The organism is Ciceribacter ferrooxidans, from assembly GCF_004137355.1.
In the GTDB taxonomy this organism is placed as follows: domain Bacteria; phylum Pseudomonadota; class Alphaproteobacteria; order Rhizobiales; family Rhizobiaceae; genus Allorhizobium; species Allorhizobium ferrooxidans.
Genome location: NZ_SDVB01000420.1, coordinates 43,535 through 60,576, shown reverse-complemented (window position 1 = coordinate 60,576; position 17,042 = coordinate 43,535). Strand labels below are relative to the sequence as shown.

Annotated in this window: 18 protein-coding genes; 7 read left to right on the top strand and 11 right to left on the bottom strand. The window is 62.5% G+C overall.

The features are described from left to right. Nucleotides 1–3: 3 nt before the first annotated feature. The gene (locus EUU22_RS24695) at nt 4–3,738 is read left to right on the top strand and encodes a DUF6519 domain-containing protein (protein ID WP_129334610.1); all 3,735 of its coding nucleotides are present in this window, start codon (nt 4–6) and stop codon (nt 3,736–3,738) included. Between the two features lie 837 nt (nt 3,739–4,575). Here the strand turns inward: EUU22_RS24695 and EUU22_RS24690 are convergent. Next, nucleotides 4,576–5,979, bottom strand: coding sequence for an FAD-dependent oxidoreductase (locus EUU22_RS24690; protein WP_129334609.1), 1,404 nt, complete (start codon nt 5,977–5,979; stop codon nt 4,576–4,578). 59 nt (nt 5,980–6,038) lie between these two features. Further along, nucleotides 6,039–6,359, bottom strand: a complete 321-nt coding sequence (locus EUU22_RS24685; RefSeq protein WP_129334608.1) for an ArsR/SmtB family transcription factor — start codon at nt 6,357–6,359, stop codon at nt 6,039–6,041. 259 nt (nt 6,360–6,618) lie between these two features. Between EUU22_RS24685 and EUU22_RS24680 the strand changes: the two genes are divergently transcribed. After that, nucleotides 6,619–7,356 (top strand): SDR family oxidoreductase, encoded by a 738-nt coding sequence (locus EUU22_RS24680; RefSeq protein ID WP_129334607.1) that lies wholly within the window; start codon nt 6,619–6,621, stop codon nt 7,354–7,356. On the opposite strand, the gene EUU22_RS24675 is transcribed toward EUU22_RS24680, so the two are convergent. From EUU22_RS24675 to EUU22_RS24665, 3 genes are all read right to left on the bottom strand, one after another. Further along, nucleotides 7,319–8,242 (bottom strand): LysR family transcriptional regulator, encoded by a 924-nt coding sequence (locus EUU22_RS24675; RefSeq protein WP_129334606.1) that lies wholly within the window; start codon nt 8,240–8,242, stop codon nt 7,319–7,321. The genes EUU22_RS24680 and EUU22_RS24675 overlap by 38 nt on opposite strands. A gap of 15 nt (nt 8,243–8,257) precedes the next feature. After that, nucleotides 8,258–8,899, bottom strand: coding sequence for a class I SAM-dependent methyltransferase (locus EUU22_RS24670; RefSeq protein ID WP_245485298.1), 642 nt, complete (start codon nt 8,897–8,899; stop codon nt 8,258–8,260). Between the two features lie 112 nt (nt 8,900–9,011). Beyond that, the gene (locus EUU22_RS24665; protein WP_245485297.1) at nt 9,012–9,785 is read right to left on the bottom strand and encodes a DUF8605 domain-containing protein; all 774 of its coding nucleotides are present in this window, start codon (nt 9,783–9,785) and stop codon (nt 9,012–9,014) included. On the opposite strand from EUU22_RS24665, the gene EUU22_RS25430 reads away from it, so the two are divergent. Further along, a complete protein-coding gene (locus EUU22_RS25430; protein ID WP_165351293.1) occupies nt 9,784–9,933 on the top strand; it encodes a hypothetical protein in 150 nt (49 codons plus the stop codon). The genes EUU22_RS24665 and EUU22_RS25430 overlap by 2 nt on opposite strands. Nucleotides 9,934–9,946: 13 nt before the next feature. On the opposite strand, the gene EUU22_RS24660 is transcribed toward EUU22_RS25430, so the two are convergent. Next, the gene (locus EUU22_RS24660) at nt 9,947–10,795 is read right to left on the bottom strand and encodes an EamA family transporter (RefSeq protein ID WP_129334604.1); all 849 of its coding nucleotides are present in this window, start codon (nt 10,793–10,795) and stop codon (nt 9,947–9,949) included. Beyond that, nucleotides 10,792–11,406, bottom strand: a complete 615-nt coding sequence (locus EUU22_RS24655) for a nitroreductase family protein (protein ID WP_129334603.1) — start codon at nt 11,404–11,406, stop codon at nt 10,792–10,794. The genes EUU22_RS24660 and EUU22_RS24655 overlap by 4 nt, the downstream gene beginning before the upstream one ends. 104 nt (nt 11,407–11,510) lie before the next feature. Between EUU22_RS24655 and EUU22_RS24650 the strand changes: the two genes are divergently transcribed. Further along, entirely contained in the window at nt 11,511–12,416 is a 906-nt protein-coding gene (locus tag EUU22_RS24650; protein WP_129334602.1) for a LysR family transcriptional regulator, read from the top strand. A 73-nt stretch (nt 12,417–12,489) separates the two neighbouring features. On the opposite strand, the gene EUU22_RS24645 is transcribed toward EUU22_RS24650, so the two are convergent. Next, nucleotides 12,490–13,404, bottom strand: coding sequence for a haloalkane dehalogenase (locus EUU22_RS24645; protein WP_129334601.1), 915 nt, complete (start codon nt 13,402–13,404; stop codon nt 12,490–12,492). A 270-nt stretch (nt 13,405–13,674) separates the two neighbouring features. Then, nucleotides 13,675–14,265, bottom strand: a complete 591-nt coding sequence (locus EUU22_RS24640) for a TetR/AcrR family transcriptional regulator (protein ID WP_129334600.1) — start codon at nt 14,263–14,265, stop codon at nt 13,675–13,677. Nucleotides 14,266–14,756: 491 nt separating this feature from the next. Between EUU22_RS24640 and EUU22_RS24635 the strand changes: the two genes are divergently transcribed. The 3 genes from EUU22_RS24635 (at nt 14,757) to EUU22_RS24625 (ending at nt 16,210) form a co-directional block, all read left to right on the top strand. After that, complete coding sequence (locus EUU22_RS24635; RefSeq protein ID WP_129334599.1) at nt 14,757–15,077, top strand: DMT family transporter; 321 nt, start codon at nt 14,757–14,759, stop codon at nt 15,075–15,077. Nucleotides 15,078–15,120: 43 nt separating this feature from the next. Beyond that, the gene (locus EUU22_RS24630; protein ID WP_129334598.1) at nt 15,121–15,489 is read left to right on the top strand and encodes a DMT family transporter; all 369 of its coding nucleotides are present in this window, start codon (nt 15,121–15,123) and stop codon (nt 15,487–15,489) included. 313 nt (nt 15,490–15,802) lie between these two features. Then, nucleotides 15,803–16,210 carry a MarR family winged helix-turn-helix transcriptional regulator gene (locus EUU22_RS24625; RefSeq protein WP_129334597.1) on the top strand — a complete coding sequence of 136 codons (408 nt, stop codon included), beginning with the start codon at nt 15,803–15,805 and terminating at the stop codon, nt 16,208–16,210. 186 nt (nt 16,211–16,396) lie between these two features. Here the strand turns inward: EUU22_RS24625 and EUU22_RS24620 are convergent, their stop codons facing one another. Beyond that, the gene (locus EUU22_RS24620; RefSeq protein ID WP_129334596.1) at nt 16,397–16,687 is read right to left on the bottom strand and encodes a type II toxin-antitoxin system RelE/ParE family toxin; all 291 of its coding nucleotides are present in this window, start codon (nt 16,685–16,687) and stop codon (nt 16,397–16,399) included. Further along, complete coding sequence (locus EUU22_RS24615; protein ID WP_129334595.1) at nt 16,684–16,929, bottom strand: CopG family ribbon-helix-helix protein; 246 nt, start codon at nt 16,927–16,929, stop codon at nt 16,684–16,686. Before EUU22_RS24615 ends, EUU22_RS24620 begins: the two co-directional genes overlap by 4 nt. Between the last annotated feature and the right edge of the window lie 113 nt (nt 16,930–17,042).

Below are 17,042 nucleotides of genomic sequence, written 5' to 3'. Positions count from 1 at the left end.
GCCATGACCGGCGATATCTCGAGAAAGACCTTCGATCCTGCCAAGGATTTCAGCCTTGTTGGGATGCAGCAGGGCCGCCTTTTTACTGATGCCGACTGGAACGAACAGGGCGACATCCTGCGTGCCTCGGACCGGGAGACCACGGCTGATATCATCGGGCCCGCGGGCTTTCCGGAGGAGGATGCGGGATTCGGACTAATCCCGGATGCCGGGACCGGAACGCTGGTGATCACCCCGGGGACCGGATACGTGGCGGGTGTGGGCCATGTACTGCGCTGGCCTGCCGCCTACAAGTTGACACGCCAGTCGGGCACCGGCGGCAACGCGGTCTGGCGGATCGACGATGGTAAGGGGCTGTCGGATGGCGATGTGCTGAGCACAGACCCAGCGGGCCTGACCGGTTTCGTCAAGGTGCGCGATTTTGCCGAGGATTCCAACGGCGTGCGGACCTTCCGTACCACGCCCGCCCTTGGTGACGCTGTGACCGGCGCGTTCCGTCCGGCAATCTTCTCGCGCCAGCCTTACGGTGCCGGTACGCCGCTTCCCGAGGTGGCAGGCGACTACCTTGCCGTGCTCAAATCCACCGATCAGGTCGTGACCGCACTCGATGATCCGCTGCTGCGTGAAGTGGCTTTCGACGGCCCGGATACGGCCTATCGTGACCGGACTGTCTGGCAGGTTTCGCTGGTCTCACGCGCGGCCCTCCTGGCGCTCGGATACCAGGCTGCCGACCTGACCTGCCCGGCGCTGTCCAAGGGGTTCGACCCAGTCCTCGCTGATCGCGCGCGCGGCGAGCTCCGTGCGCGGGCCGAGCTCTCCGACCTCAGTGCCGGCCCCTGCAACCTCCCGCCTGCCGCGGGCTACCGCAGTCTCGACAACCTGCTCTTCCGCGTCGAGATCCATCTGGGCGGCGACGAGGCGACGGCGTTCTACAAATGGTCACGCGAGAACGCCATTCACCGCACGCGATACCGCGAGATCGACGCCGGCATATTGGTGGTGGAAAGCATCGGCCGGGACGAGCTGACGGCGCTGAAGACGGGCGACTGGATTGAAATTCGCGATCAGGCGGCGATTTACGGTGAAGCGCCGGGTTTTTTCGCCCGGATTGACGAGGTAGTCGGGCAGCGCGTTTCACTTGCCGAACTGCGTGATCCGTTCACGCTTGCGCCGCTGCTCAGCAACGGTCTTCCGGACACCGACAAGCTTCCGGCCGAGGCATTCGTCACCCGCTGGGAAGGCGGGCTGCCGGTGCAAGTGGACGATGCTGCGGCCGATTGGGCCGATCTGGAGAACGGCGTCCAGATCCGCTTCGAGGTCGGCCAATACCAATCCGGCGATCATTGGGCCATTCCGGCGCGTGCCGTGTCGGGCGATGTGGAATGGCCGCGCAATCCGGCCACGGGCGAGCCGATGTCGAAACCTGCCGACGGGCCGCGGCGCAACTATGCCGCACTGGCTTGGTTGGCGCTTGACGGGGCCGGCGTCTGGACTGTGACCGAAGATTGCCGCCCGATTTTTCCATCGATCACCCGGTCCAAGCAGGTGCTCTATGCCGGCGGTGACGGGCAGGAGACGCTGGACGATCCACTGAATGCCGCTGCCTTGGCGCCTCTGCCAAAAGAGCTTTCAGTGGCCGTGGTGCGTGGTCACAGCCCGGTCGAGGGCGAGACTATCCGCTTCACTGTGGTCGAAGGTGCCGGGCAGTTTGGCAACGGCCTGCCGACCCAGCAGGTCACCACAGATGCCGCTGGCGTGGCGTCGGTGACCTGGAGCCTCGATGGCACGAACCGGGTCCAGCGCGTCGTTGCCCAGCGGCTGGATGCCGCCGGAACCGCGACCCATGCGCCAATCGCCTTCAACGCGACCCTTGCGCGCGCGTCCCATGTCAGCTTCGATCCGGCCAACACGCCTGAACTTGGTCCGGCCAATACGGTGCAGAAGGCCATCGAGGCGCTGGCGGGTCTCCAACAGCTGGGGTGCACAACCATTGTCATCCAGCCAGGTGAGGACTGGGTAGCGCGCCTTGAAGGGCTGCAACCGGGCGAGAACGCCTCGATCTGCTTCGCCCGCGGTACGTACACCACCGGGCGCACCGTACGGATGAGCGGCCTTGGCCATATCCGGATCAGCGGTGCTGGACCGGGGACCGTCCGGATCGTGGCTAACCGCACCGAGGCGGCGCTTGCCTTCGAGGGGTGTGTAAGCGTCGCGGTAAGCGGGCTGGAACTTGCAACTCCCGACGCGAATTCCGCCGTCGACGCCGGCCTGAAGAGGCACCGCCAGGGTACGCTGGACTTCGGTCATTGCGACGAGGTCGAGGTTCATGGCTGCACCCTCAGCTGCGGCGGCGGCACTTCGACCGAACGCACCTGCGTGACGGTTCGGGGCTACAGTGAGACGCTGAAGACCTTGAAGGTCACGCGTTCAGTGCGGATCACCGGCAACAGCCTGACGGTCGGCAACCTTCAGGAGGGGATCGTCGTGACCGATGCCGTCGACGTCGACGTCTCTGGCAATCTACTGATCGCCAAGCCGGGCAAGGGCTCGCTTAAGCTCGACGCGTTCCTCGCCGACAAGGTCTGGGTAGCGACCACCGCAAAAAGCCTCATTTCTCGACCCGTGAAGGGCAATGTCGGCCGAGGCATCGGCTTCAAGGAGATTGCCGCAAAGGAATGGCGAATGACCTTCGACAGCCCGGTGCCGCAGAAGGATTGGGACGATCTGGTCGCGAAGAACCCGCCCGTGGCGTCGGACCTGAGCAACCAGGACACGTTCAGCCGTTGGGCACAGGGGCTCATCGCCTCAGTGGCTGAGGACCCCGACAGGATGCCGGCCTTCCGCAAACAGCTGAAGCGGGTCGGGGAGTCGTTTGGCACTGACAGTCGGGGCCTAGACAATCCGAAGGTGCGCACCACGCTGCTCGTCTCGAGCGATCCGGTCGTGCAGCGGTTCGATGCGAGATCGGGTGCGCAGCGCCAGGTCGTGGTCGAGGCGAACGGACAGGTCGTCGCCTTCGACAGCGCCTTCAGCCAGAAGGACTGGACGACGCTGATCTCGCGCAGCGGCTCGGCCACCAAGATCGCAAACGCGGACGAGCTACTGAAACTTAGCTATGGCCTGGCGAAGAAGGTGTTGGTGGACAAGGAACTCCGCGCCGGATTGGGCTCGGTTCAGAACTGGCTTAAGGCACTTGAAGAAAATTCTGTCAGTTTGGGGGCGCAGGGCATCGTCTGCGGCGGACGGCATATGGACAATGTCGCCATCCGGGGCAATGCGATCCGCGCTTTCCAAGTGGGGGTGCGGGTGGCGGTGAGCCACATGCGCACCTTAAACGTCCGGTCAAGATCGGTGTCGATCGACGACAACCGGATGGAGCTGATGGCGCCCAGCGTCGAAGCCTATGCCGGCTACGGCGTGATGGTCGGCAACGTCGATACCCTGCGCATCCGCGGCAACGAGATGGCGCTATCGAGCCGACCGAACTTCATTAGGTACTTCGCTCAGGGCATCCGCATCTGGGGCTTTATCGGCCACCAGATCCTTGTGGCGGAAAACAGGATCTCGATGGCGACGATGGGCATTCGCTTGGTCTCGGTCGTCCCGTTCGACAACGACGATCCGCACCTTTGGGTGTTCCGCGAAAACCTGATCCAGGGGCCCGCTGGCATCCGCAACTGGAAGGCGACGCCATCCTGGCCGCTCATCGACCAGAACAATCTGACGCGCAGTATCTAAGGAGTGGTCCGAGGTCCAATTTCGTTGTATAACTATGCTTCCTGGCTCTAGTGGCAATGGATGTTTGGTGCCACCGGGTTCGAGTCCCTGTCAGGTTAGCGAAGCGGAGCGGGAATACCCGGTCCGCTTCCCGCATTTTCGGGGTAGGCGAAGCCTTTCCGCTAAGCATTTCGGTGCCGCAAATCCTGAAGGGGCAGACATGGCCGTGGCTACCGGAGGTAGGTCGGTCGAGGTGGGTTGATCCAACGTCGGGAGCGGACAATCCGCACATACTGGGCAGGCGCGTTACCGTCCTTTGGACCATGATCCAGCGCTGACGGAACTTCGACCCGCTTATGAGTGCTGCTTGACGTCCGCATAACGCAGCCCCCGATTTCCTGGAATCTGCCAATCCGCTTTTCGATGTGCGCCTTGCAGATTGGGGGGCTCCACACCCTTCTTCCGGCATCTGAGGTTGAGCGGGGCCGGAACGGGCTGCCCTCTGCCGGCTACGGTGTCCATGGCCAATGTGCTCGAGTAGGCGGTCGGCCCTTGGGGCTCGGTCGTCGTGCGCGTCGGGCGTATCATCTCGGTTGCCGGCGCATTCCTGAGCTGGCCCTGAGTGTCGCTCGAATACCTTGCTGACCGTCCGCGAGCTTGCCGGACATCGGAGCCGCGAAGGCTCCGATGAGCAGAACGATGGAAAACATCCCGTAGCCCCTTTGTTCGGACACCACGAGGTCACACGCGATATCGGGAACGAGAATGCTCAGGCATAGTAGAGCGTGCCGTAGCCGATGATCTGTGTGGCGCCCAGTCCGGCAAGCGCCCGGACCGGCAGTTTTGCGTCGGACGTCTTCACAGTTTCTCGACCACCTTCTCTGCCGAAGCCTTCGATCCGCAGCCGCAGCCTGCCTTGCTTTCCTCCTTCGCCACCGCGTCTGCGACGCAGCATGCGTCCTCGCGTGCATTCGACGGTCCGCCGCAGCAGCTGGACGACACGGCTGACTTGATGCCGGCGGAACAGACGCCCGTTTCCGGAAGTACCAGTTCCACCCGCCGAGCAGCCTCGTGGTCGCCCGCGATCTCCGCGACGACGGAGCGAACCTGCTCATAGCCGGTCTTCATCAGGAACGTGGGTGCGCGTCCGTACGACTTCATGCCGACAATGTAGAAGTCCTTCTCGGGATGGGAAAGCTCCTCCGCGCCGTGTGGCGGGACGGTGCCGCACGAATGCAGGTTCGGGTCGATGAGCGGGGCAAGCGCGGGCGGCGCCTCGATCGCGGGATCGATCTCGATGCGGAGTTCGCGAAGGAAGTCGAAGGCCGGGCGGAACCCGGTAGCCACCACGATGTTGTCCACGGCCAGCCGGACCTCCCGACCTCCGGCCGTCGCCAGCACCCTCACATGCTCTTCATCCGCTTCAACGGCACGGGCGGCAAATCCGGTCAACATGTTGAGCCTGCCCTCGTCCATGGCCTTCTTCGCCGCGAGGCCGAGCGCACCGCGCTCGGGGAGCTGGTCGTTCAGGCCGCCGCCGAGCAGACGGTCGACGCCATCTTGACGAAGCGCCCAGAAGATTTCCGTCCGCGGGGCGATCTGCTGGAGCTCCATGAGCGCGAGCGCCGTGTTGATCGCCGAGTGGCCGCTGCCGACGACGAGGGTCCGTTTTCCGGCGAACTCGTCGCGGCGTATCCCGGTGACGTCCGGAATACCGTAGGAGATCCTGGCCGACTGGCGCTCGCCCGGGACCGGGAGTCCGTCCACGCCCATCGGGTTCGGCTGGTTCCACGTACCGGAGGCGTCGATGACGGCGCGGACGGCCGCCTCCCGCTCCGCGCCATCCTCGAAATATCGCAGGACGAATGCGGCTGCGTCACGTCCGCGCGAGGTCGCCTTGTCCAGACCCTTCCGGCTTATCGCCGTCACCGTCGCGCCGAGCCTCACGCCCCGGCGGATGGAAGCGACCCTCGACAGGGGCACCAGATAGTCCTCGACGATCTCCTTTCCATTCGGCAGAGCGTCCGGATCGGGAGCTTTCCAGCCTTCGACTTCGAGAAGACGGCGGGCGGCGTCATCGATATTGTATCGCCACGGCGAGAAAACCCGAACGTGCCCCCATTCCAGCAGAGAAGCACCGACGGAACCGCCCTTCTCGAAAACCACCGGCTCGATGCCCCGCTCGACGAGGCGTGCGGCCGCCGCAAGCCCGACCGGCCCCGCACCTATGATCGCCACGGGAAGTTCTGATCTGACGGACATTTCGCCTCTCTTTTCCATGTTTCTAGAATTATAGAATTATAGATGTAAAAAAAGAGGCGTCACGCCACCTCTTCCTTCTGCTCGCCGCAACATTTCTGGTCCGCGCAGCACTCGTCCACGAGGAAGCCGATCAGCGATCGCATGGTCGGATAGTCCGCCCGGCAGATCAACGTCGTCGCCTGTCTCTCCTGCGAAGCCAGACCCGCCTCAACCAGCCGTTTGAGATGGTGGGACAAGGTCGACGCCGGGATGCCGACGCGCTCCTGGAGATGACCGACAGCGATGCCGTCGCGCCCCGCCCTTACGAGCGTTCGGTAGATATTCAGCCGGGAGGGATTACCCAGCGCTTCCAGTTGCGATGCCACTTTTTCGATAATCATGGAAATAAGCTATGCAGATCGGTCGAGGCTGTCAATAGCTATTTCGACAGTCGTAGAAATACTCTGTACGCACCATCAGACCTCGTGGCCGAGGCGATGACTTAGTGTTGCCAAGTATGACGCAGCCACTCGCCGGAGCCGACACATTCGGGGTCACGTCCGCGCTGTCATCGGAAAATCCGAAAGCGCGATCGGATACTTCCGTTTTCCTTGCCGCACGGCACAAGGCATCTGCTCTCCATCGAAGAAGGAGATGCACATGACAGATACCAAGATCGAAGGCGCGGAAATCGTTATCGTCGGCGGGAGCTCCGGCATGGGATTGGCGCTTGCGCGGCGGCTGCTTTCCGAGGGAGCGCATGTCACCATCGCGGGTCGTACAGCGGCGAAGCTTGAAGCCGCCTGCGAGGCGCTCGATGACCATCAAGGACTGAGTACCGCAGTCCTCGATCTGACACGCGAAGGTGAGGTTGCTGCCTTCTTCGCCGATCGCGCTCGGGTCGACCATATCGTCAGCACGGCGGCCGATATTGACGGGGCTTATCAGCTGTTGCCGGATATCCAGATATCCGCGGCGCAGCGGGTGGTGGAAAGCAAGTTCTACGGGCCCTTGCTGCTTGCCAAACACGGTGCAGCCCGTCTGCCGCCCTCGGGTTCGATCACTTATACATCGGGGGTGGCGGCCTACCGGCCGGCAGCGCGCGGTTCGGTCGTTGCAGCCGTGAACGCCGCGCTAGAAGGACTTGTGCGAGCTCTCGCTGTGGAGCTCGCGCCCCTTCGTATCAATGCCGTATCGCCGGGATGGGTGGCAACACCTATCTGGAAATCTGTCGCGGGCGATGCCGCGAAGGCGAGGCTGGACGCGATGGCCGAACGCCTGCCGGTCGGTCGGGTCGGCCAGCCCGAAGACATTGCCGATGCGATCCGCTTCCTGATCGGTAACGGCTTTGCCACCGGTACTATTCTTCACGTCGAAGGCGGACATCGGCTGGTCTGACCGGTCGCAACTCGCTCTGCGCTGCGGCAAGCAGCAGGGAAAGCGCCGGTGGCTGTACCCGCCGGCGCCGCCAGACCATGATCAGCGAAGCCGTCGGTACGTTGTCCGGCCAAGGCAGTTCGCAGATGTCGTTGCGTTTCGCGTAGGCGCCGATCGCGAGACGTGGCACCAGGCCGTAGCCCGCGCGGGCCGCGACAAGCCTGATGATCGTCGCGATGCTGTCGACCTCGGTCGCGACCCGTGGTGGTTCGACGCCCGCGCCGGCAAAGGCGGCATCGAAGAGGCGGCGGTAGACGCATCCCTCCTGGGTCGCGATGAAGGGCAATTGGTTCAGGTCGGCGAGAGTTGCGGGGCACGGAGCATCGGGGTTGCCGCTCGAAATGAGCGCAAGCGGTTCGTGCGATACCAGACGGGTGACGAAGCGCTCGTCTTGTTGGCCGCGATCGAAGGTGATCGCGAGGTCGATCGAACTGTCGTCCAGCCAGCGCTGCAGTTCGGCGCTGCCGCCGATCCTCAGTGTCAGGCCGATATCGGGATGTCTCTCACGGAAGCGCGGCAGAAAGGCTGCGAGTTTCTCGGCCGCGATGGTCTCGAGCGTCCCGATTGCAAGGGCTCGCTCGCTCTGACAAGCAGAGGCGCGGACGGCAATCCGCGCCTCGTCGTTCAGCGCCAAAATCTCCTCCGCATAGGTCTTCATCACCTGCCCGGCCGGCGTCAGGATCACGCCATGGCGACTGCGCTCGAAGAGCTGGACGCCCAGTTCCTGCTCGAGAGACTGCATCTGGTCGCTCAAGCTCGACTGGGCAAGGTTCGCTTCCGTGGCGGCCCGAGTGACATTGCCGAGTCGTGCGACGATGAGGAAGGTTTTCAACTGTCGTGGATTCATCTCAAGCCTCCGCGCTCACGGTCCCGCGATCGTCCATGTATCACACTGCGGCGGTCTGAGCTGCGGGTCGGGCGCGTCACGGTCAAACAGGAAGACGGAGTTGGTTTTCCGCTCGCCGAGCGTCAACGTGGAAAAATCCGGTCCAGGATACTCGGCGAGAAGTCTGAGCCGCGACCTTGGCAGATAAGCCCGGCAGGGATCGCCAATCAGCGAGAGCACGCCTGAAGCCAGGCATCGGTCAAGAAGAGCCGTGATCCTCTCGGCAAGTGCTTCGTCATAGAAGAGATCGCCGACCAGCACGATGTCGAAGTCGAGCACGGGCTCGGCAGAGAGATCGCCGAGCCGAGTGGTGATCGAGACTGCATTGGCCTCGGCGTTGAGTTCGATCGCGGCCATCGCATAGGGATCGACGTCGGCTGCGACGACCGCCGATGCTCCCGCCTTCGCCGCTGCGATACCGACAATGCCGGAACCGGCGCCCAGATCGAGGACCCGCCGGCCCGACACCAATGCCGGGTTGTCGAGGACATGCCGTGCCAGTGCCAGTCCCCCGCCCCAGAGATGGGCCCAATAGGGTGCGCCGAACGCGTCGTCGTGCTCGGCGAGGCGCCAGAGCCCGCTTCTCGGGCCAGCGGTATAGAGCGAGATCTCCGGCACCGTCGCTGCGGGGCCGAGCGAGAAATTGTTGCGGATGAACCGATGCAGGTCGATGGATTGATTGGAGGTGATGAGAGAGTTTCTCCTGTTGGAAACGGCCTTGCCGGGGGGCTTATGGAGAGCCGTTGCCGGAAAGGATCTGTGCCGCGCCGCGCACGGCGACGCGGAAGGCTTCGTCGAAATTGACGCCTCGAACGGTCCAGACGTATTCCTCTCTTCTTGCGGCTAGGCGCCGTGTCCCGGTCCAGCCGAGGTCGGCATCGCTCCAGATTAGCTTGCCCACCAGGGCGAGTTCGGCACCCGCTGCCTTTGCGGCGCGGGCGAGTTCCGGTGCGCCGGGTCCCAACGCCCAGGCATCGACATCGGCGCTCGAGGGAAATGAAACCCGCATCGCCATTGGCTCGGCACCCAGCGCGAAGGACTCACGCATTGCGGCATCGCGTGGGTCGTCGGGCGAGACGCGGTACCGGGAGTCTCCTCGCCGGACATCGAGGAACACCGCGAGAGACGGCCGCGCATCGCGCCAGGGACGGCTGCCGAGACTGGCGAGCAATTCGTCGATGACTCCCGGATCATAGCGGCAGGTCAGATCGTGCGGGCGGTCATAGGTGCCCTGCTCGTCATGGATAGGTCTCCCGGCCAGGCGGTCACGATAGGAGAAGGATCGAACAAAGGTGCCGGCGCGTTCCCGCAGCGCCTTCATCTCGGGGCGGCGGGTGAGGCGCTGGTCGCCCGACACCCGGACAAGCACACGATCGAGACAATCCCGGAAGCCCGTCTCCCTGTTCTTTTCACCCTGCCCGGTGACGATCGCCCTCGCACTATAGAGTTCATCGAACCCGTCCGCCGACATGGTACCGGGGGACGCTACCAGAACGAGCAGCATGGCCATTTTCGCGAAGCAATGCATGTTTCCCCAGCGCTTCCCGGCAGATATCGGCCCCGCAACCTTCCACAGCGACCTCGATCGTGCAAACGCTTTTCCTTCGGGCTTCCTCACCGACGGCATGGTGGAGAGACGGGTCGTGCCGTGAACGTGCGGCAAGTTCAGGTGTTCGTGCGCTGGCTGAGCCAGATACTGCCGATGACCAATGCGATACCGACAATCTGAAGCACGGTCAGCGTCTGTCCGAGCAGACTCCATCCCAGTAGCACCGCCGTCAGCGGGCTGAGGAACAGGAGGGACGATACGACCGAGGGGGGCAATCGTCCGATCCCGCGAAACCAGAGGGCATAGGTGAGGGCCGCCCCGATGAGGCCGAGCCATGCCAGACCCAGAAAGTTGGTGATCGTCGGAACAGGGATGGGTTGTCCGGTGAGCACAACAGCGGGAAGCAAGAGCAGGCCACCTGCAGTCAGTTGCCAGGCGGTGAAAGTGAGCGGTGACACCGGAGGCCGCCACCTGCGAGCAAGGACGCTTCCGAGCGCCATGGACGTCGCGCCGGCGAGACCGGCGGCAACCCCGATTGCATCGAGCGCGGCGCTGGGCGTCAAGACGAGCAGGGCGACGCCGCCCATCCCGACAAGGGTGCCGATGATGTTCGATAGCCGCACCGGGCTGGACAGCAGCAAGGAGGCCAGAATGACGACGATAAGCGGTTGCGACGAGAGAACGGTGCCGGCAACCCCTCCGGGGAGCCGGTAGGCGGCGACAAACAGCATGCCGAGAAAGATCGAGATGTTGAGTGCGCCGAGCACGAATGCGCGCAGCCACCAGATTCCGCTCGGCAATTCGCGGACGATCATGATCAGGATCAGGCCTGCGGGCAAGGCGCGCAGCATGGCGACGGTCATCGGCGAGAAACCCGGCAGGAATTCGGTCGTGACGAGATAGGTGCTGCCCCAGATGACGGGCGCGATCGCCGTCGTGGCGAGGTCGGAAACGTTGGTCTTCATGATATCTGCAGAACCTCCGAAAGCGGCCGGCGCGGCTTCTGTGGCCAGTTGCCCGGTGCGGCGCGCCCGACCGCAAGAAGCATTACGGGCGTCTCGTTCTGGGCGAGGTCGAATTCGCGAGCTACCGCGTCGGCGTCGAACCCGCCCATGAGGCTCGATGCGAGGTTCATTGCGGCGGCGGCATACATGAGCGTCGCCGCTCCAAGGGTGGCCGAACGTATCGCCTCGTCGCGGGCGGCACGGGGCTCGGAATATTGGGCCCTGACATTCTCCTGCCAACCCAAAGCCATGCCCTGCGGCATGTGTCCTGCGTCGACGAATGGGCGCAGCCGGTCGGCAAGGGCGGTGTGGTCGGGCGCTTGCCCACAGATGATGAATGTCACGGCGGCGTCCGAAACCTTGGCCTGGCCATAGGCATGTTGGCGCAGTCGTGCTTTCGCATCCGGTGTCCGGACTGCGATGAACCGCCAGTTCTGCAGATTGTAGGCCGTCGGTGCGCGCGTCGCGAGCCTGACGAGCTCGCCGATCTCGGCGTCGGTGAGGCTGTGAGATGCGTCGAAACGATTGGCGGAAACGCGCTGCTCGATGAGAGGGATCATTGGATGGGGCATTGTGAGAAATTCCCTGACACTGTTGCAGCAGAGGTAGAGAATTCACGCTCGGGATAGAATACGTTGATAGAGAAAGATACTCTTAGCTGTGAGGGAATAATCAGATGGACCGGTTCACGGCATTGCAGGTCTTCCGACAGGTGGCGGAACTGGGCAGCTTTGCGGGCGCAGCCCGCAAGCTCGGACTTTCGCCACCGGCCATCAGCAAGAATCTGGCGGAACTCGAAGCGCATCTGGGGGTGCGCCTGATCAACCGGACGACCCGGCGCATGGCGCTGACCGAGGAAGGCAAGACCTATCTCGATCACGTCACCCGCGGCCTTGACGCGCTGACGCAAGCGGAAGAGGCGCTCTCGCTCGTCAGGACGTCGCCGTCCGGCACCCTGCGCGTCAGCGCACCCATGACGGTCGCCCTCGTGCGGTTCTCCGAAGCTATTCCGGAATTCCTCTCGCTTTACCCGGACCTGAAGCTCGAGCTGCATCTCGACGACCGTCGCGTCGATATCGTTCGCGAAGGGTTCGACCTCGCAATACGCGGCAGCAGCAATTTCGAGGACTCTAGTCTCGTTGCAAGAAAGCTCGCGGTCATGTCGCATGTGCTCTGCGCCGCTCCGGAGTATTTCAAGCGGCATGGAAAGCCGCAAACACCGTCCGACCTGAAAACACTGGACCACGTCCGATTTCCATTTGGCGCGAACGTCGACGTCTGGGAGTTCAAAAGGGATGGCCGAACCGAAAGGATCGCGGTCCAGGCGCGCTATTCGGTAACGTCGAGTCTCGCCGTCCGGGACGCGTTGCGGGGCGGCTTCGGTGTCAGCCTGATTCCGCTTCCCTATGTTGCGAAGGACCTGCGAGAAGGACGGCTGCAATCTGCCCTTGATGATTGGAAGACAGCGGAGGTCACACACTACGCGGTCTATCCATCGCGGCAGCATCTTGCACCGAAGATCCGCGTTTTTGTCGACTTCCTGGTCCAGCAGTTTAATCGCGTCCCGTCCGGTTTCGAGTGAGTGCAACGCCGATCGGCCGGATTGCGACGCCGGTCAGGGTTTCCGCCCCGCAATGCCAGACTGAGGGCGGGAGCTACAAGCCTGGGAACGGTCGGTCCGAAGAAGCGCGGCGGGCTTCGTTCTTTGCGATCCATTCAGCAACCGCACGGCCGATGATTTCGGGATGATCTTCCTGCAGGTAGTGCGCCCCCGCACCGAGTTGCACGAGCCGGCAATCGTGCAGCTTCGCAGCAAATCCTTCGGCGAAGGCGGGGGAAACCAGAGCGCCCGGGTTCCCGGCGAAGAGAAGTTTGGGATAGCGTGAGTGCGCGAGGGCGAGATGTGCTTCCAGGAGCATTTCATGTACGTCCGCAGGCTCGCCGGCGATCGGCAACTCGTTCGGAAAGCGCCAGGTGGGCTTGCGCGCTTTCGGCGTGGCGAATGGAGTGCGATAGACCGCCATCTCCTCGTCGGTGAGCTTCCTGATGACCGAACCCGGCAATACGCGCTCGACGAATGCATTTCCCTCGATGATCATCCGTTCGCCTTCGCCCGGCGTACGGAACTTGCGGAACGTCTCACGTGCCGCTTCCACCTGATGGAAGTCATCCCAGCTCACCATCGGCCGGATGAACTCCATGAAGGCGAGGCCACGGACGAAATCCGGTCTGCGAGCCGCCAGATGAAAGGCGAGCGCCGTTCCCCAATCCTGAGCGACGAGATAGGCCGAGCTGATTCCCTGGGCTTCGATGAAGGCATCGAGATAGCGGATGTGATCCACGAAGCGGTAGTCGATGTCGGGCTTGCCCGATTGGCCGAAGCCGATGAGGTCGGGAGCGATGCATCTGGCTGCCGGCGCCACGTGCGGGAGGATGTTCCGCCAGATGTAGGACGAGGTCGGGTTGCCGTGCAGGAAGAGGGCGACGGGCCCGTTCTCTGAACCCGCCTCCCGATAGGCCATATGGGAGCCCAATACTGCGCGATGAGGGAGATCGATGTCGAATGTCATGCGTTTGACCTTTGCTAACTGGATCCCGTTTGCAGGGCAGGGTGCCGGACGGACGTTCGGCGCCGCGTTCTTTGAAACATCAGTAATACGGTCGTACGTATTGAGTCAAGCTACAAAGATCCAAGTTCTGGCGGTCCGCCACAGGAGAGCGAATTCACGACATCTCGCGGGCAAAGTCGTCATCTGATGCCGCGTGCGCATGGGGCCGCGGACGGAGACTGGAATGCTGCGGATGGACCCGGCAGATCGACGCGACAAACCTGGCGGATGTCACGAGTATTCCTTGAAGACCGTGGCAAAAGCGATCTTCTTGAATCGCTCGAGCGCCGCCTCGCTGCGCTCGACCTTCATGCGCAGGATGGCGCCTTCCCACGAAGACAGGAGAAAGTCCGCGAGGTCTTCAGGAGTAAAGGTGGAATCGATTTCGCCCGCCGATTGCGCTTGCCTGATGCAATCAGCGAAACGGTCGCGCCATTCCAGGAAAATTTCCGACAGGCGCAGGCGCAGCATCTCGCTGAGCGGTGCCGCCTCCAGACTGAAGTCCCCGATCAGGCAACCACGCGAAAACCCGTCCGCCTCCAGCTGACCGGTGATGATGTCGAGATAGCGTTTCAGCCGCTCGCGCGGTGTCAGGCTCTCGTCGTCGAGTGCCAAAGAAACGAGGGTCCGCACATGCTCGAAATAGACATCCAGGACGTCACGGCTGAATGCTTCCTTTGATCGGAAGTGGTTCGTGAACGAACCCTGAGGGACACCCGCCTCTGCGACGACATCGCGCACGCTGGCGGCGGCATAGCCCTTGCGCAGCATGACACGAAGCCCAGCTTCGAGGATATTCTCTTTAAGCGACTTTCTGGCCATGGCACTACAATGCGGTCGTCCGTATTGGCTGTCAACACGAAGGATGAAGCTTTGAGCTAGAGGGTGGGCCCAACAGGGGGACCGCTGCCAGCACCGTCTCGGCCGAGTTGCAGCGATCTGTTCCCAGGTCAGGGCCAACGAAGGCGCCGGCCGAACCCTGCTCGGGGTCCACCGTTCCATGATCCCTGTCACGACCAGTTGGGCAGGCGATATCGTTCCGCCATAATAATGCATGTGCATGCATTGTTATTGACAAACTGCATTGGCTTCATTTAATGCATGCACACGCAAATATAATGTGAGATGAGACTGGCCGAAGGACTGTTGTCGGCAAACCGGTTTTCCGGGGAGTTCCCCGGCGCAGCGGCTGCAGCGGGTAATCCACCGGCCCGCCGGCATCTGGCGCCATTGCGGCCGTCTCGCTCACGAAAACCATCAGGCCGGTCGCACATACCGTGCTCGGCACGTCGTTCACGAAAGGAGTAGATGAAATGAACTGGCTATATCTTGGAATCGCCGTGATCTTCGAGATCGCGGTCGCAATCAGCGCAGGCAATGCAAAGGGCTTCGCTCGTCCATGGTGGACAATCGCTACGCTCGTCAGCGGCGCGATTGCCACATTCTTCCTGAGCCTCGCGCTGCTGACCTTCAGTGTCGGCGTGGGTTACGCGATCTGGACATCCGTTGCGGGCGTCGGGATCGTCGTACTCGGGGCGTTGTTGTTCGGGCAACCGTTGAGCTGGAGAAAGGTGCTCGGGATCGTTCTCGTCATTGGAGGCGTCGTCGGCCTGCGCCTCAGCGGGGCGGCATAGAGGCCTCGCAGATCAACTCCATTCGATCTGAAAGGAAAGAGATATGACTGCAACCCATGAAAAGAACAGAAGCAATGGACGCGCGTGGATCATGTTGTTGCTCGCCGGAGCTTTCGAAATCGGCTACGCCCTCAGCGTGGGAGGGAGCCAGGCCTTCACGGTGCCGAGTTGGTCGACCGCCGCTTTCGGCTTCTTCCTCCTCACGCTCTACTTCCTGAGCGCCGCATTGAAATCGATCGACGTAGGGATCGGTTATGCAGTGTGGGCCGGTATTGGCTCCGTCGGTGCGGCCATCCTCGGCAGCATTCTGCTCGACCAGCCACTCACTGCGATTCAAGCCTTCTGGCTTGCCGTTATCATCGCCGGCGTCGTGTGGTTGAAACTCGCCGACAGCGCAAAGCTCCAGGGATGAGCCTCGAGCTTGCTGATCCTGCAAATCGCCTTGCGCGGCCTACGGATGAGAGCGTCACCATTCTCAACGGATCACGTCGATCAAGGCGACGTTCCCTTCGCCGCCTTCGCGAGTGATCGGGACGGCGGCATGCCCGGACGCGGTTTCGACCGCGTCCGGGAGCAGCACGACCCGACCGTCCGTGCCGAGGTTCAGCCATCGGCAAATAGAGCCTGTGTTGCGCAGGCTCGTCACCTCGGACTTGAGTCAGCACTTGCATGGACATACATCTCTCGAAGGTTTTGATCGTGTCCGCAGGGAGCCCGGTTTACTCATGGCGAAAGAAAGTGATTTGTGGCTCAGGCTGATCCATGCGGTCGCGAGCGTCGAGGCCGACCTCGAGAGGATCCTGCAGGAGCGCCACGGGCTCGGTCTCTCGGAGTATCGAGCACTTCAGATATTGTCGCGTTCGCCGGGATCCGAGCTTCGGATGCAGGCGCTCGCGACACATCTCCGTTTGAACCAGAGCTCGGTGTCGCGGATGGTGGAACGTCTGGAGCGCGCCGGGTTCGCCATTCGCGACCTCTGTCCGGACGACAAACGTGGCGTTTACACGGTTCTCACCGATAAGGGGCGCGCGTGCCTCGAAAATGCGGAACCGGACTACGACACGGCGCTGGCGGCGTCGCTCAAGGAGCACGGGTGTGGAGGACTACTCGCGGCAGGCCAGATCAGAGACTAAAGCCCTTTCTGCGGATTTCAGATTAACGGGACACCGATGGAGTGTGTCCCGTTAATCTGAAATCCGCACGGGTGTCCCAGTCCGTCGAATGGAGGTTGGCACGCACGGCTCAGGCGACGGGTCGTGTCCATTCAAGGGCGGCGCAGCTTCGCCACCGCTGGTGTTCTGCTCACGCAATGCGCGCCTTTACAGCCTCTTCGGCCACTTCTGAGAGGCGTGCATCACGGTAATGATCTCGATGTCCTGACGAACCCGATAGGGGATGATGTAAGGAATGTTGGACAGTACAATTTCGCGCGTGCCGGCGATACGACCGATGCGTCCAGCGGCCGGCAGCTCTGCCAGCATATCGACAGACGCAACGAGCCGGGCGACAACTCGCGCGGCGGCATCTGGGTCGTCGGCTTCAATGTACGCACCGATTTCATCAAGTCGCCGCAACGCCCGCACGGTCCAGCGGATGCGCCTCTGCGTCATGATCGGGAAGTCGCCTTGACGTATTTTCCGACCACGCGCGCCACGTCGTCGTCACTTGCGAATTCGCCGCGGTCCGCCTCGGCAATACCGGCTTCAATTTCCGCAAGCTGCCATTCTTCGCGAGAGACGAATTCTTCTATGGCTTGTGCCGCCATGTAAGAGCGGGAGCGATCGAGCTTCTGAGCAATCTGGTTCAGACGCTCGCCCACCTCGTCCGGAACGCGGATCGTGAATGCGGTCATGAAAAGATCCTCTCTTGTTCACCTTGAATATCATTGAACCGCTCTGGTTCGTCAAGGTTCAATTGATTATTCTCCGAGTTGGTCTTGTTGCGTAAGTTCAGGTTGGCCAATCG